Origin of the sequence: Paraburkholderia sp. RAU6.4a, from assembly GCF_050435625.1 — a bacterium.
Lineage (GTDB): Bacteria > Pseudomonadota > Gammaproteobacteria > Burkholderiales > Burkholderiaceae > Paraburkholderia > Paraburkholderia tuberum.
In genome coordinates this window covers 2108638-2123234 of sequence record NZ_JBNDKQ010000003.1, presented here as the reverse complement: position 1 = coordinate 2123234, position 14597 = coordinate 2108638, and the positions used below count along the sequence as shown (strand labels likewise).

At 66.6% G+C, this 14597-nt stretch carries 13 protein-coding genes and 1 pseudogene; 9 read left to right on the top strand and 5 right to left on the bottom strand.

Annotation, left to right across the window (positions count from 1 at the left end):
* Positions 1-17: 17 nt before the first annotated feature.
* A complete protein-coding gene (locus tag OKW40_RS34385; protein WP_429493533.1) occupies positions 18-1430 on the bottom strand; it encodes a DUF2252 domain-containing protein in 1413 nt (470 codons plus the stop codon).
* A gap of 295 nt (positions 1431-1725) precedes the next feature.
* On the opposite strand from OKW40_RS34385, the gene OKW40_RS34380 reads away from it, so the two are divergent.
* On the top strand, positions 1726-2409 hold the full coding sequence (locus OKW40_RS34380; RefSeq protein WP_184072517.1) for a Pr6Pr family membrane protein: 684 nt from the start codon (positions 1726-1728) through the stop codon (positions 2407-2409).
* A gap of 181 nt (positions 2410-2590) precedes the next feature.
* On the top strand, positions 2591-2857 hold the full coding sequence (locus OKW40_RS34375; protein ID WP_013091250.1) for a CsbD family protein: 267 nt from the start codon (positions 2591-2593) through the stop codon (positions 2855-2857).
* A 96-nt stretch (positions 2858-2953) separates the two neighbouring features.
* Here the strand turns inward: OKW40_RS34375 and xth are convergent, their stop codons facing one another.
* Positions 2954-3763, bottom strand: coding sequence for an exodeoxyribonuclease III (gene xth / locus OKW40_RS34370; protein WP_090810451.1), 810 nt, complete (start codon positions 3761-3763; stop codon positions 2954-2956).
* A 112-nt stretch (positions 3764-3875) separates the two neighbouring features.
* On the opposite strand from xth, the pseudogene OKW40_RS34365 reads away from it, so the two are divergent.
* From OKW40_RS34365 to OKW40_RS34335, 7 genes and pseudogenes are all read left to right on the top strand, one after another.
* Positions 3876-3959, top strand: a pseudogene (locus OKW40_RS34365) (formate hydrogenlyase); the annotation flags it as partial.
* A 270-nt stretch (positions 3960-4229) separates the two neighbouring features.
* A complete protein-coding gene (locus OKW40_RS34360; protein WP_429493532.1) occupies positions 4230-4952 on the top strand; it encodes a (2Fe-2S)-binding protein in 723 nt (240 codons plus the stop codon).
* Between the two features lie 11 nt (positions 4953-4963).
* Entirely contained in the window at positions 4964-5965 is a 1002-nt protein-coding gene (locus OKW40_RS34355; protein WP_187613611.1) for an FAD binding domain-containing protein, read from the top strand.
* Positions 5962-8175 (top strand): xanthine dehydrogenase family protein molybdopterin-binding subunit, encoded by a 2214-nt coding sequence (locus OKW40_RS34350; RefSeq protein WP_429493531.1) that lies wholly within the window; start codon positions 5962-5964, stop codon positions 8173-8175. The genes OKW40_RS34355 and OKW40_RS34350 overlap by 4 nt, the downstream gene beginning before the upstream one ends.
* Positions 8176-8306: 131 nt before the next feature.
* Positions 8307-8894 carry a nucleotidyltransferase family protein gene (locus tag OKW40_RS34345; protein WP_184037185.1) on the top strand — a complete coding sequence of 196 codons (588 nt, stop codon included), beginning with the start codon at positions 8307-8309 and terminating at the stop codon, positions 8892-8894.
* Between the two features lie 195 nt (positions 8895-9089).
* Entirely contained in the window at positions 9090-9797 is a 708-nt protein-coding gene (locus tag OKW40_RS34340) for a PIG-L deacetylase family protein (RefSeq protein ID WP_090809333.1), read from the top strand.
* Positions 9798-9926: 129 nt separating this feature from the next.
* Complete coding sequence (locus OKW40_RS34335; RefSeq protein WP_166618176.1) at positions 9927-10079, top strand: hypothetical protein; 153 nt, start codon at positions 9927-9929, stop codon at positions 10077-10079.
* A 45-nt stretch (positions 10080-10124) separates the two neighbouring features.
* Here OKW40_RS34335 and OKW40_RS34330 read toward each other — a convergent pair whose 3' ends face one another.
* Genes OKW40_RS34330 through aepX form a run of 3 tightly spaced genes read right to left on the bottom strand, consistent with a single transcriptional unit; the run spans position 10125 to position 14106 of the window.
* The gene (locus OKW40_RS34330; RefSeq protein WP_429493530.1) at positions 10125-11192 is read right to left on the bottom strand and encodes a 2-aminoethylphosphonate aminotransferase; all 1068 of its coding nucleotides are present in this window, start codon (positions 11190-11192) and stop codon (positions 10125-10127) included.
* 23 nt (positions 11193-11215) lie between these two features.
* A complete protein-coding gene (gene aepY, locus OKW40_RS34325; RefSeq protein WP_429493529.1) occupies positions 11216-12379 on the bottom strand; it encodes a phosphonopyruvate decarboxylase in 1164 nt (387 codons plus the stop codon).
* A complete protein-coding gene (aepX, locus tag OKW40_RS34320) occupies positions 12376-14106 on the bottom strand; it encodes a phosphoenolpyruvate mutase (RefSeq protein WP_429493528.1) in 1731 nt (576 codons plus the stop codon). Before aepX ends, aepY begins: the two co-directional genes overlap by 4 nt.
* Positions 14107-14597: the final 491 nt, after the last annotated feature.

Below are 14597 nucleotides of genomic sequence, written 5' to 3'. Positions count from 1 at the left end.
ACCACGCGCACGCAGCGCTACACACGGAAATCCGCCGCCATGTCCTCGTCGGTGCGCGCTTCGAGCTTGCCGTCGCGGCACGCTTTGATGAACACGTCGTAGTCGCGCTCGACCTGATCCGCGTAGGCGCTCGCGTAGCCGCTCAGCGCTTCGCCGAACTGATCGCCGCGGCCGATGTACGCGCTGATCTCGATCGCCTGGCCGCTCGCCTTCGCATGCGCGCGCGCCATGATCCAGCCACATAGCCGCGCATAGCCGTCGAGCAGATCGCTGTCGAACAGCTCGATATTCGCGGACAGCTTCATGTCGCGCAGCTGGCGGAAATAGAAATGCCGCCCGAGCGGCCCGGTCCCCCAGCCGAGGAAGACGTCGCTCGCGGCCTGCAGCAGCCGCTGTCCTTGCACGACGCGCTCGCCCTGATGCGTGACCGCCGGCGACTTGTAGAACTGCGCGATGACCGACGGCCGCGCCTCCTTCAATTGCAGGAACAACGGCTTGCCCATGTGATCGACGAGCAGCACGACCAGACAACGCGTGCCGACGCTGCCGACGCCGACCGCCTTGAACACGACGTCGTGCCTCGTGAACTGATCCAGCAGTTCGCGCCGATCGTGCGACATCGTCTTGCGGTACTCGTCCCACACTTGCTCGACCATCTTGTCGACGTTGCCGGTCCGGTAGGTTTCGGTTTCCTCGGCCGTCAACAACGTGTTCGCACCGTGCACGTGAAACAGCGCGGGCGGCGCATCGTGGATGGTCCACCGATTGCCGTCGAACGAGGCCATTTTTTCGAGCAGGCTTTCATGCGTGCGGCTCGCGGCCTTCTCCATGCCGCGCCGCACCGCGCGCCGGCGCTCGGGCGTCAGTGCGATCTCGGCCATGCGGTCGAACGTGATGCGGTCGTACCACAGCTCGAGCGCACCGAACTGCGCGTATTGCGCGACGCGATCGCGATACGAGCCGACCGCGCTCATCACCAGACTCTCGGCGGTGCCGCGGCTTAGGCGCATCTGGCGCGCGGCCATGACGAGGCTCGCGCACAGGCGTTTCAGGTCCCATTCGAACGGGCCGATCGAGACTTCATCGAAGTCGCTCAGGTCGAAGACCAGTTGCCGCTCGGGCGTGGCGAAGCCGCCGAAATTCATCAGATGGCCGTCGCCGCAGATCGGCATGGTGAGGCCGGTGTCGTGCACCTTGCTCAGATCGTGCGCCTGCAGAATCGCGCTGCCTCGAAAGAACGAGAACGGCGAGGCAGCCATGCGCCCATAGCGCAGCGGCACCAGATTCTCGACGCGCTCCGCGCTGCTCTGTTTCAGCAACTCGATCGAATCGCGGTGCAACTCGCCGACCGCCCGGTGACTCGAGCGTTTCGAATGCTCGCGCGCGGCGCGGCCGCGCGCTTCCCGTTCGGCAATGGTGCTGGCTTTCATGCTTTCTCTCCGTTTTGCGAGTCTTGAACCGGCGCTGACAGAGACTGCTTGCCGCGCGCGGCGTCGTTAACATCGAGGGCTGCAGCCGCGATCATAACGGGTCGAAACACACAATGAATCGCCGCCTGTGAGCGCGGCGCTTGCAGCCGTGGCGGCGAGCTTGCAACCCGCGTTGCAACCCGCTTTACAGCCAGCCAGTAGCTCGCGTAGTACGCCGTAGTATTTTGCCAACGCCGGCGCGCGTGGGCGCGAAAGCCCATGCAGCCGCGCGCGCACCGCGCGTAGAATCGAGCGCATGCGCCCTACCCTCGCTCCGCAGCGCGAGCCCGAGCTGCCGCTGCATACGCCCAGTGTGTCGTCGCTGACGTTGGCGGCGGTCATTGCGCTGATCGCGTGGATGGCGATCCTCGCGCAAGCCGACCTCACGATCGATCGATCGCTCGCGCGCGGGCTCACCGTGTTCGACGCGCTCGCGCGCATGAGCAGCTACCTGACCAATCTGACGGTGCTCGCCAGTGCGCTCTGCTTCACCTGCATCGTGCTGTGGAAGCACCGCTCGCCGCTCGTGCGCTTTTTCCGGCAGCCCACGGTCGTGACCGCGGTGGTCGCGTACATCGTGTTCGTCGGCCTCGCGTACAATCTGCTGTTGCGCGGACTGTGGCCGCTGTCGCCCTACCGGCGCCTGCTCAACGAGTCGCTGCACAGCGTGCTGCCGATGCTCGCCGCGCTCTACTGGGTGCTGTTCGTGCCGCGTTTTCATCTGCGGTTGCGCCACGCTCCGCTGTGGCTCGTCTATCCGCTCGCCTATCTCGGCATCACGTTCTGGCGCGGCAGCCTGTCGGATTTTTATCCGTATCCGTTCATCGACGTCGAAACGCTCGGGCTGCGCCAGGTGCTCGTCAATGCCGCGCTGCTGTTCGGCGGTTTTCTGATGCTGCTGGCCGTGTTCGTCGGCATCAATTTCGGGCGCCGACGATGATGTTCCAGCACGTCCCGTTTGGCCGGATGCATGGCGTCCCGTCGCCGGGCGCACTTCTTGCACCCCTTTCGTCACTGACGCAGGCTCACGCCGCACTGGCACGGCTTGCGCGGCGCCCTTGTGCGAGCGCGTTGCAATTGCAGCGGGCCCGCACGTAAATATGACAACAGGAGCGATGCATATGGATACGAATTCAGCGGCAGGCGCGGTAAAGGAAGTCGCGGGCAAGGTGCAAAGCGCGGTCGGCGATGCCGTCGGCGACACCAGCGCGCAGGTGGCGGGCAAGGCGCGCGAATTGAGCGGCAAGGCGCAGCAGTTATGCGCGAATACGACGAGCCTCGTGCGCGATACGACGGCCGAAAACCCGTTCACGACGTTGGCCGTGGTTGCTCTCGCCGGGTTCGTGATGGGCGCGCTGTGGTCGCGCGGCGGTCGCGACTACGACTGAAGCAGGCACGGCGCCGGATCATAGGCGCCGATCAACAGGGCGCAGCAGTCGCGCCAAAGCGGGCGATCCGCCGCAAGCGGATCGCCCGCCGCTTCACTAGCCGCTCTTCTTCTTGCGGCCGGCGCCCATTTCCAGTTCGATCCACGTCGGCGCGTGGTCGCTGGCATGCGGTTCGCCGCGCACCCAACGGTCGACGCCCGCATCGCGCAGGCGCGGCGCGAGGTCGGCGCTCAGCAGCAGATGATCGATGCGCAGCCCCGAATTCGTATCCCAATGACGGCGGAAATAATCCCAGAACGTGTACACGCGTTCGTCGCCGAAATGCGTGCGCAGCGCATCGGTCCAGCCTTGCGCGAGCAGCCTGCGATAACGCTCGCGGCTCTCCGGCTGCAGCAGCGCGTCCTTTAGCCACGAGCGCGGGTTGTAAATGTCTTCGTCGGTCGGCACGACGTTGAAGTCCCCAGCGATCACGACCGGGTGGCCGCTCTGGTAGAGCTGCGCCGCATGCGCGATCAGATGATCGAACCACGCGAGCTTGTAGTCGAACTTGGGGCCGGGCTGCGGATTGCCGTTCGGCAGGTACAGACACACGATCAGCACGCCGCCGACCGCGGCCTCGATGTAACGGCTATGCGTGTCGTCTTCGAAACCGGGCAGACCGCGCCGACGTTCGAGCGGTGCATCGCCTTTGGCCAGAATCGCCACACCGTTCCATGCGCTCTGGCCTTGCCACACGGCGCCATAACCGGCGTCGCGCAATGCGTCGACTGGAAATGCGCTATCCACTGCCTTCAGTTCCTGCAGGCACACGACGTCAGGCGCCTCGCGCTCGAGCCATTGCAATAGCGCCGCCTGCCGCGAGCGGATACCGTTGATGTTGAACGTCGCAATGCGCAGCTTCGCCATGATCATCCCTCCCTCGCCTATTGCTCCGCGCCCGGTTGGCCCGTTCCAAATTTATCACCCGCAAAGCGGACATTTTCCATCCAGTTCAAACCTGTCGACATCCGCGGCGAAGCTACCCGTGAGTTTGACGATCCCCGGATGTCCGCCGCCGATCGATTTGCTGCGAGGCATCCTCGCAGCCTGCCGGGCGCGTTGAGCCCGGAGGTCGATTTCGCATTTTCCCCGTTGCAACGTGCAACTTTTGCCCGTGTTTGCGCGGCTCCAGCCGGAGCTCCATCGCGGTCATTGCGCATATTGGCCTGCCTTTATTGCGCAGATCGGCTTTGCGCTTGCAGCGAGTTTTTAATACCGTGTTAGCTGCAACGGCATTCAAATTGCTGCGCAATAGTTTTGTTTCAACGCGATGCGTTGGACATCGACGCGTCGTCAGCCTGCATTGACCTTTCAGTGGAGTCAACAGATCGTCATGACTACGCCTACAGAATGTCAGCATTGCGGGGACGCCCCCGCATCAGAGTCCACCGCCGAGCCCACCACCACGCCTTCCCAACCGTCACGACGCCGCTTCCTGCAATCTGCGGCGGCCGCCGCGACGATCGGTGCGGCGCCGCATCTGCGCGCGCAAACGCAAGCGCCGACGCCCGCCTCACCCGCGCCGCCAGGCATCCCCGTGGTGCCGCCGCGCCCCGTCACGTTGACCGTCAACGGCCGCGCGTACACGCTGCAACTCGAACCGCGCGTGACGCTGCTCGACGCGTTGCGCGAATACGCGGGACTGATGGGCACGAAGAAAGGCTGCGACCGCGGTCAATGCGGCGCCTGCACGGTGCTCGTCGACGGCCGCCGCATCACCTCGTGCCTGACGCTCGCGGTCATGCACGAAGGCGAGAACATCACGACCGTCGAAGGACTCGCGAGCAACGGCGCGTTGAGTCCGGTGCAGGCCGCGTTCATCGAACACGATGCGTTCCAGTGCGGCTACTGTACGCCCGGGCAGTTGTGCTCGGCGACCGCCCTGCTCAGCGAATTCCGCAACGGCACGGCGAGCACCGTGACCGCCGACGTGCGCGCGCGTCCCGCCGCGCTCACCGACGACGAAATCCGCGAACGCATGAGCGGCAACCTCTGCCGCTGCGGGGCGTACGTGAACATCGTCGCCGCGGTCCGCGCCGCGCACGACAACGCCTGACGGAGACCGACATGGATGCGATCTCCTACGAACGCGCCGGCGACGTCGCCAGCGCGGTGCGCGCCGCGCAACAGCCGGGCGCGGTATTCATCGGCGGCGGCACGAATCTGCTCGATCTGATGAAGGGCGGCGTCGCGCGGCCGGTGCGGCTCATCGATATCACGCACATCGGCGGCCTCGACTCGGTGACGACGCTGCCCGGCGGCGGCATCCGCATCGGCGCGCTGGTGCGCAACAGCGACGCGGCCAATCACGCGCTGGTGCGCGAGCAGTACCCGCTCCTGTCGCAAGCGCTGCTCGCGGGCGCGTCGGCGCAGTTGCGCAACATGGCGACGGTCGGCGGCAATCTGCTGCAACGCACCCGCTGCGGCTACTTCTACGACACCGCGTTCACGCAGTGCAACAAGCGCCTGCCCGGCAGCGGCTGCGCGGCGCTCGACGGCCATAACCGTGCGCATGCGATCCTCGGCGCGAGCCCGCAATGCATTGCGGTCAACCCGTCGGATATGAGCGTCGCGCTGGCCGCGCTCGATGCGCTGGTGCGCGTGAGCGGCCCCAGCGGCGAGCGCACGATCGCGTTCGCCGATTTCCATCGGCTGCCGGGCGACCGGCCCGATGTCGATACCACCTTGCAGCCCGGCGAGCTGATCACCGCGGTCGATCTGCCGCCGCCGCTGTTCAGCGCGCATTCGCACTATCTGAAGGTGCGTGACCGCGCCAGCTACGCGTTCGCGCTCGTATCGGTCGCGGCGGCGTTGCAGATGGATGGCGAGCGTGTTCAGAGCGCGCGCATCGCGCTCGGCGGCGTCGCGCACAAACCATGGCGCGCGAACGTGGCCGAGCAGATGCTGAGCGGCCAGCCGCTCAGCCAGGCCACGCTGAAGAACGCCGCCGCGGCCGCATTGAGCGGCGCGCAGCCGCGCCACGACAACGCCTTCAAGGTGCAGCTCGCGCAGCGCGCGATCGTGCGTGCGGTCAATCAGGCAGCGGGCAACGCGGGAGGTATCGCATGAATCTGATCGGACAACCCCTCGATCGCGTCGACGGACTGCTGAAGGTGACCGGCGACGCGCGTTATGCAGCCGAATTCCCCGGGGCGCGCCTCGCGCATGCGGTGCTCGTGACGAGCACGATCGCGGCCGGCACGATCGCGTCGATCGATGCGAGCCGCGCCGAGGCCGTGCCCGGCGTGCTGCTCGTGATGACCTACCAGAACGCGCCGCGCCTGCCGAATGGCGGCCGGCCCGCGCTCGCGCCGCCGGCCGGCCGACATCTGTCGCTTCTGCAGGATAACGAAGTGCACTACAGCAACGAGCCGGTCGCGGTGGTCGTCGCCGATACGCTCGAACATGCGGCCGATGCCGCTCGCCAGCTGCGCATCGCCTATCAGCCGAGCGCCGCGGCGCTCGACTTCGAGCAGGCGAAGGCGCACGCGCATGCGCCGGACAAGCCGCAGGGCCGCCAGACCGACACGCAGCGCGGCAGCTTCGAAGACGGCATGCAAAGCGGCGACGTGCATATCGAAGCGACCTATACGACGCCGATCGAGCACCACAACCCGATGGAGCCCCACGCAACGATGGCGCAATGGGACGGCCCGCAGTTGACGGTCTACGACTCGACGCAGGGCGTGAGCGGCGCCGCGCAGGTGCTCGCGAAGACGTTCGCGATCCCTGTGTCCGACGTGCGCGTGATCTCGCCGCTGATCGGCGGCGGCTTCGGCTGCAAGGGCTCGTCGTGGTCGCACGTGTCGCTGTGCGCGATGGCCGCGCGGCAAACCGGGCGGCCCGTGCGGCTCGCGCTCGAACGCCCGCAGATGTTCGGCCCGGTCGGCGCGCGGCCGCGCACCGAGCAGCACTTCGTGATCGCCGCGCGGCATGACGGCACGCTGAGCGCGATGCGTCACGACAGCATTTCGAACACGTCGATGATCGAAGACTGGACCGAGACCTGCTGCATGGTCACGCGCATGCTGTACGCGGTGCCCAACCAGATAACGACGCACCGGCTCGTGCAACTCAATGTCGGCACGCCGACCTTCATGCGCGCACCCGGAGAAACCACCGGCTCGTTCGCGCTCGAATCGGCGATGGATGAACTCGCCGTCGCGCTGAAGATGGACCCGCTCGCGCTGCGCCTGAAGAACTACGCAGACAGCGATCCGCAGGAGCACAAGCCGTGGTCGGGCAAGTCGCTGCGCGAGTGCTATCAGATCGGCGCCGAGAAGTTCGGCTGGTCGCGCCGCCCGCACGCGCCACGTTCGAGGCGCGACGGCAACACGCTGATCGGCATGGGCATGGCGACCGCGACCTATCCGGCCAACCGCAGCGAGGCGTCGGCGCTTGCGCAGATTCTGCCGGACGGCACCGCGGTGGTCGCATCGGGCACGCAGGACATCGGCACCGGCACCTACACGGTGATGACCCAGGTCGCCGCCGATGCGCTCGGCTTCACGCCCGAGCAGATCCACTTCGCGCTCGGCGATTCGTCGCTGCCGCGCGCGCCGGTCTCGGGCGGCTCGCAGTCGGCGGCCAGCGTGTCGCCCGCGGTGCGCGACGCGGCGAGCCAGGCGCGCAGCCAGTTGATCGCGCTGGCGCTTGCCGATGCGGCGTCGCCCGTGCATGGCCTGCCGCTCGATGACGTCACCGTCGCGAGCGGCTGGGTCGTGAGCCGCTCGCAACCGGGCAGGCGCGATCCGGCCGCGGCGATCATCGCGCGCGCGGGCGGCAAGCCGATCGAGGCGAGCGCGACCGTGAAGCCCGGCGACGAGAAGCAGAAGTACTCGTTTCACTCGTTCGGCGCGGTGTTCGTCGAGGTCCACGTCGATGCCGAGCTCGGCACGATCCGCGTGCCGCGCGTGGTCGCGGTGTACGACGTCGGCCGCGTGCTGAACCAGAAGACCGCGCGCAGCCAGATGATGGGCGGCATCGTATGGGGCATCGGCGCGACGCTGCAGGAGGAAAGCACGCTCGATGCGCGCTTCGGACGCTTCACGAACGCGAACCTCGCCGAGTATCACGTGCCGGTGAATGCCGATATCGGCACGCTCGACATCACCTTCATCGACCGGCCCGATCCTTATATCAACTCGCTCGGGGTGCGCGGTATCGGCGAGATCGGCATCACGGCCGTGGTGGCCGCGATCGCGAACGCGGTGTACAACGCGACCGGCGTGCGGGTGCGCGATCTGCCGATCACGCTGGACAAGGCGGTGCGGACCTGAACCGGCGGCAGTGTCGGAATTGGAGTGAAAGCGAAAGCGGCGGGCGGCTTGCATCGGGCGTGCCTTGCCGCTTGCTTCGCGCACCGTTGCATCGCACAATCGGGGACATTCCTGTCTACCGGTATCCGCCGATGGCCTACGCTTCGCTCGCCACTGGTGTGTTGCTCGCCGCCGGTCTCGGCTCGCGCTTCGATCCGCACGGGCTGCACAACAAACTGCTCGCACGTATGCCCGACGGCAAGCCGGTTGCGCATGAAGCCGCGCATCGGCTGCTGCGGGTCGTGACGCGGGTGCTCGCTGTCGTGCGGCCGGGCTCCGACGCGCTCGCCCGCGCGCTGAACGATGCCGGCTGTGATGTCGTGTTTGCGGCGAGCGCCGAGCGCGGCATGGGCGCGAGCCTCGCCGCCGGTATCGAAGCGAGCGACGACGCCGAGGGCTGGATCGTCGCGCTTGCCGATATGCCGCGCATTGCGGTTCCGACGATCGAAGCGGTAGCCCGCGCGCTCGACAACGGCGCGCCGCTCGTCGCGCCGTTCTACGACGGCCAGCGCGGCCATCCGGTCGGCTTCGGCAGCGAGCATCGCGACGCGCTACTCGCGCTGGATGGCGACACTGGCGCGAAAGCGCTGCTCAGGTCACACGCGCTGACGCGCATCGACGTCGACGATCCCGGCATTCTGCGCGACGTGGACACGCCGGACGATTTGCGCACGCTCTAGCCGCCAACATCAGCCTCGCCCAGACTGGCTGACCGCAGCCGGTCGAAATCGAGAATCTTGCCCGCAAGTTTCGCGCGCAAGCCGCGCCAATTGCGCCTAAGCTGAGGTGACGCCATTTTTTTCGCACGCGGCGCCTTGACGACCGGCAGCCTCGATGCCTCATCCGTCCCGCCTCGAATCGCCACACGCAAGCCCATGAGCGAAACCACTCCACGCCTTTTCATCGTCTCGCCCCATTTCGACGACGCCGTCTTCAGTTGCGGCGCCTTGCTCGCCGCCCATCCCGACGCCGCTGTCTGCACCGTGTTCGCCGCGCCGCCCGAACACGACATGCACACGGAGTGGGACGAAAAAGCGGGCTTCGCGAACGCCCATGAAGCGGTCCGCGAACGCACGATCGAAGACAACCGCGCGCTCGAAGTGCTCGACGCGATCCCGCTGCGCATGCCGTTTCGCGACAGCCAGTACGCTGACTCGCCGTCGATCAGCCAGATGGCCGCGGCGCTGGAGGAAACGATTTACCGCACGACCGCGAACACGCTGCTGATGCCGCTTGGCCTGCATCACGACGATCACGCCCGGGTATTCGAAGCGTGCTGCGAGATCCTGCCGCGGCTCACGCATCTGGACTGGTTCGGTTACGAGGAAGCGATTCACCGGCTCACGCCGGGCGCGGTGCAGGCGCGGCTCGCCGATCTCGCGCAGCGCGGCATCGTCGCGACGCCGGCAACGCCGAGCGCGGGCCACACGATCGACGTGCAGCGCCGCGCGCATCTGAAACGCGAAGCGGTCAACGCGTACGCGAGCCAGTTGCGGGCGTTCGGCGCCGGCAACTACGACGACGTGTTCGCGACCGAGCGCTACTGGCAGCTCAGCGCCGGCCGCAAACGCGCGAAGAAATAGCAAAAAGGAGCGAGCAGGAAGCGCGGCGAGCGCCTACGCTTGAAGACAGATAGCCGACGCGGCGGCACACATCGGCGGTATCAAGCCGCTTCGGCCGGACCCGCGCATTTCAACCGCAAGGGTGACGCAATGAGCTACGACATGCACACCAGCCCGATTCCCGACCCGAACGCCGATCCGAACCGCGACCCGGAAGCCGACCCGCTCGTGCCGCCGTCGCCGGGGCATCATGCCGAGGAGCCGCAGCGGCCTGACGGGCCGCCGGACAAGGATCCGGTGTAAGGGAGCCGCGAGCGGCGCGGTCGCGGCGCGCCGCTCGGCGCAGCGTCAGCGCATCAAGTCGCTGAAGCCCTGCAGCAGGCGGTCGATATCGGCCGCGTGAATGTTGCCCATCGTCGAGATGCGGAACAGCTCCGCCGACAGCCCGCCCTGCCCCGCATAGATCACGAAGCCGCGCGCCTTCAGCGCGTCGTGCAGTTGCGGATACGCGATACCGTTGGGCAAGCGGTACGCGCGCAACACCATCGACGACTGCCCGGCCGGCAACACACTGTCGATGCCGCGCGCCGCCAGCCCCGCGCGCACCTGCTCGGCAAGCGCCGCATAGCGCGCGTGACGCGCGCGCCAGCCGCCTTCGTCGGCGAGCTCACGCAGCGCCTCGACCAGCGCGTAATACGCGTGCACCGACGGTGTAAACGGCGTGTTGCGCTGATCCTGCAAACGCGCGAGCCGCGCGAGATCGAGGTAGTAAGTGCGACTCGCCGCGCGCGCGAGCGCCGCGCGCCGCACCAGCACGAACGACGCGCCCGGCACGCCATGCAGGCACTTGTTGGCGGTCGCCGCGAGCGCGTCGAGGCTCGCGTCCGCGAAATCGATCGTTTCGGCGCCGAAGCTGCTGACACCGTCCACCAGCAGACGCAGGCCGCGCTCGCGACACAAGGCGCCGAGCGCCGCGATGTCGTTCAGACGGCCCGTGGTCGTTTCATGATGAATCACCGCGACGTGCGTGAACGACTTGTCGGCGTCGAGCCGTTCGGCGATCTTCGCCAGATCGGGCGCGTCCATCCAGTCGTGCTTCAGCGCTTCGTGCGCGATGCCGTATTGCGCGGCGATCTGCGCGATACGCTCGCCGTACACACCGTTTTCGACGACCAGCAGTTTGCCGTTGTGCGGCACCAGCGCGGCCGTCATGCTTTCGACGGCGGCCGTGCCGGAGCCGGTCATCAGTACTGCCTGCCATTCGTTCGGGTCGAGCCCGTACACGTCGACGAGACGCGTGCGCGCCTCTTCCTGGAGATCGAAAAACTCGCTCTCGCGATGGCACAGATCCGTCTGCAACAGGCTGTTGCGGACACGTTCGGTGAGCGTCACCGGGCCGGGGTTGAGCAGCAGCATGGGCGCTCCTGTTGGCGTTGGGTTCAGATCGCGCCGATGTGGCGCATCAGGCGCGTCTTCACATCGGGCGGCGTAATGGTCGGGCGCGGCAGGCTGTCGGGCGTGCCGCGGCGGATCGTCAGGCGCGCGAAGCGCGGCCCGTCGAGCGGCGGCGCCGCGAACAGCTCGTCGATGATCGCACGATCGTCGCTCTCCACCGCCGACGCGTAACCGCACGCGGCCGCCACGCCCGCGAACGACACCTGCGACGATACCGTCGCCTGGCCGCCGGTCGAGTCGTGCGCGCCGTTATCGAGCAGCACGTGCGTGAGATTCGACGGGCCGTACGCGCCGAGCGTCGCGAACACGCCCATGCGCATCAGCGCGGCGCCGTCGCCGTCGAGCGCGACCACGCGCAGATCGGGGCGCGCGAGCGCGAGGCCGAGCGCGAACGGCGTCACGCAGCCCATCGAGCCGACCATGTATAGCTGGTTCGCGCGATCGTCGATCGCATAGAGTTCGCGGCCGCAAAAGCCGGTCGACGCGAGCACCACCGTGGAGTCGAGCGGCGTATGCGCGATCACCTTTTGCAGCGCGTCGTGGCGCGTCGCGAGTTCGTTCGCGGCGCTGTCGCGAAACCGCGCGCGAGGCTCGACCGGCGTGCGCCGCCTGGGCGCGCCGCCGTCCCTCAGTTCATACGACGCAACGCTGCCCTTCTGCATCACGAGCGCGTACGGACGGCCGGTTGCGTCCATGTGCGCGATCGCGCGATCGAGCGCCGGACCGATCGCGTCGGCCTCGGTCGGGAACGTCTCCCACGGAATTTCCATCGTGTCGAGCATCGCCGGCGTGATCGGGCCCATCAGCGCGTGCTGCGGCTCGTCGGCAACGCCGGGCTGGCCGCGCCACGTGACGATCAGCAGTTGCGGCAGGCGGAAGGTCCACGTCAGCGACGTCAGCGGGCTGACCGCGTTGCCGAGCCCGGAGTTCTGCATCATCGTGATGCCGCGCCGGCCGTTTTTCGCGCCGAGCGTAACGCCGGCGATCAGCGCGACCGCGTCGCCCTCGTTGGCCGCCGACACGTAGTGCAGCGATTCGTCCTGCAGCACGTAGTTGATGAACGGCGTCAGATACGAGCACGGCACGCCCGCGTACCAGTCGAAACCGCGCTCGCGCGCCGCCTCGACGAACTGTGCTGCTTCGATCATTGCGCGCCTCCGTGTGCATCGTTCGTCGTCGCCCCGCCGCCGACGGCGGTTGCGAACGGCGCCTGCGCGCGTGCGAAGTCGCCCGCGCGGCGGAAATCGTCGAGATCGTTGACGCCGCGCCAGTGGCCGTGCACGTATTGCACCTCGATCGACTCGCCCGCTTCGATCAACGCGTTCAGCAGCGCGGGCATGTCGAGCGACGCGAAATCGTCGCGCGTCCGCAACTCGCGCATGACCGCCCGCAGGCGCTCGCGACCCGCGCCGCGCACGTTCAGCAGACCCACCCAGCGGCCATGCGGCACTGGGGCGACGCCCGCCGCCGACGACTGCTCCCGCCCGCTCGCGACGTGCCGCAGCACGATCTTGTTGCCGAACAGACCGCGGTCGTCGGCGGCCGAACACCACGCGAAATCGCGCACGCTCGCGTTCTCCGCATCGGTCAGCGACGAATCGACGACCACGCTGAACGCGGCCTCGCTTTCCACCAGATCGCGCAGGATGTAGCTGCGAAACAGCAGGTCGCCGTACGAAATGACCGTGTCGCCGGTCAGGTGGTCGAGTGCGCATGCGAGCGAGGCAAGCTCGCCGGTCTGCGCGTGCTGCTCGTTGACCACGAGGCGGATGCCCGCGGTATCGATCGCGTCGGCGCGATAGCCGCCGACCACGGTGATGTCGTTGACGCCCTGCTTCTTGAACGCGTCGACGAGCCAGCGCAGCAGCGGTTTGCCGGCGATCGGCAGCATCACCTTCGGACGGTCCCCGGTCACCGCTTCAAGGCCTTTGCCGCGGCTCGCGGCGAGCACGACGGCCGAGCCGGCCGCGCGGCCGCTCGACAGATAGCGGTCTTCGGCTTCCGAATATTCGTCGGCGTCCTGCAAACGGAAGATTTCGTTGACGGCCGCGATGCTGTCCTCGACGTTGACGAGCGTCTCGCTCGAATGGATTTCCTTCGCGACGGCTTGCATCGCCGAGGTCGACGCGCGGATCAGATGGTTCGCCCAGATCACGGTGCTGATGCCCGCTTCGCGGAACACCTCGGTCGGCGTGCTGTAGTACTTGGTCGGCACGATCACGAGCGGCGCGCGCCCGGCCCATTCGCGCGCGAATTCGAGAATCTCGTCGGGGCGCGACAGCTTGCTGTGAATCAGGATCGCATCGGCACCAGCCTGGGCGTACGCTTGCGCGCGGCGCAGCGCTTCGTCCATGCCCCAGCCCGCGATCAGCGCCTCGACGCGCGCGACGATCGAGAAATGCTCGTCGTTCTGCGAGTCCTTGCCCGCCTTGATCTTGCCGCAGAATTCGTCGATATCGGCAAGCGGCTGCGCCTCGCCGTTGATGAAGCTGTTGGTCTTCGGAAACTGCTTGTCCTCGATGCACACACCGGCGATGCCGCGCTGTTCGAGCTTGCGCACGAGGCGGCGCACGTTGTTGAAGTTGCCGTAGCCGGTGTCGCCGTCGAGCAGGATCGGCAGATCGCTCGCGTCGGCCATGAATTCGAGCGTATCGACCACCTGCGTCCAGCTCGCCTCGTTGTTGTCGCGCACGCCGAACTGCGCGGAGATCGCGAGGCCCGAGCCCCAGATCGCCTTGAACCCAGCTTCGCGAACGATGCGCGCGGACAGGCCGTTATGCGCCTCCATCATGAATTCGAGTTCGCTGCTGACGAGCATCTGGCGCAGGCGCGCGCTGCGGGACTGGGAAACGAAAGCGGGATCGCGTGCATTCATTCTTCGGGACTCCTGGTGGCGGGCTTATTGGCGTTCTTCGATGCCAGGCTGGCAATCGGAAAAGGGCGACTATAGCGGAATTTTTTATGACGAGTCTTTGAAGGTCTCAGCGGTCTTTCGTGGTTGCGCTTAAGTGGAAAAATGTGTTGTTTTTTGCATTCGTGACCATTTAACGGGATTTTTTGGATTTGATTGGCGTTTTGTGGGAGGTTGGTGTGAGCCTTCCTGGATTGGGCTCAGCAGGTTTTACGCAGACCAGCGCCGGCATTTTTCATGTCGATTTTCTCGCGCATTTTTCAATCGCTGCGATTTACGATAATCGTCGGTTAATTCAGATTCGCGAATGATGCACAAAAGTCTTTTTCGAATTGCGCGTATGAACGCCGCTTAAAACGATCAATAAATCCACCCATTAATCGGACGAATAGCGATGTCGAACAGCGGGTTTTCCCTGTCTCGATCAATGCCATTTCGCGCCGTAAACACAGCGA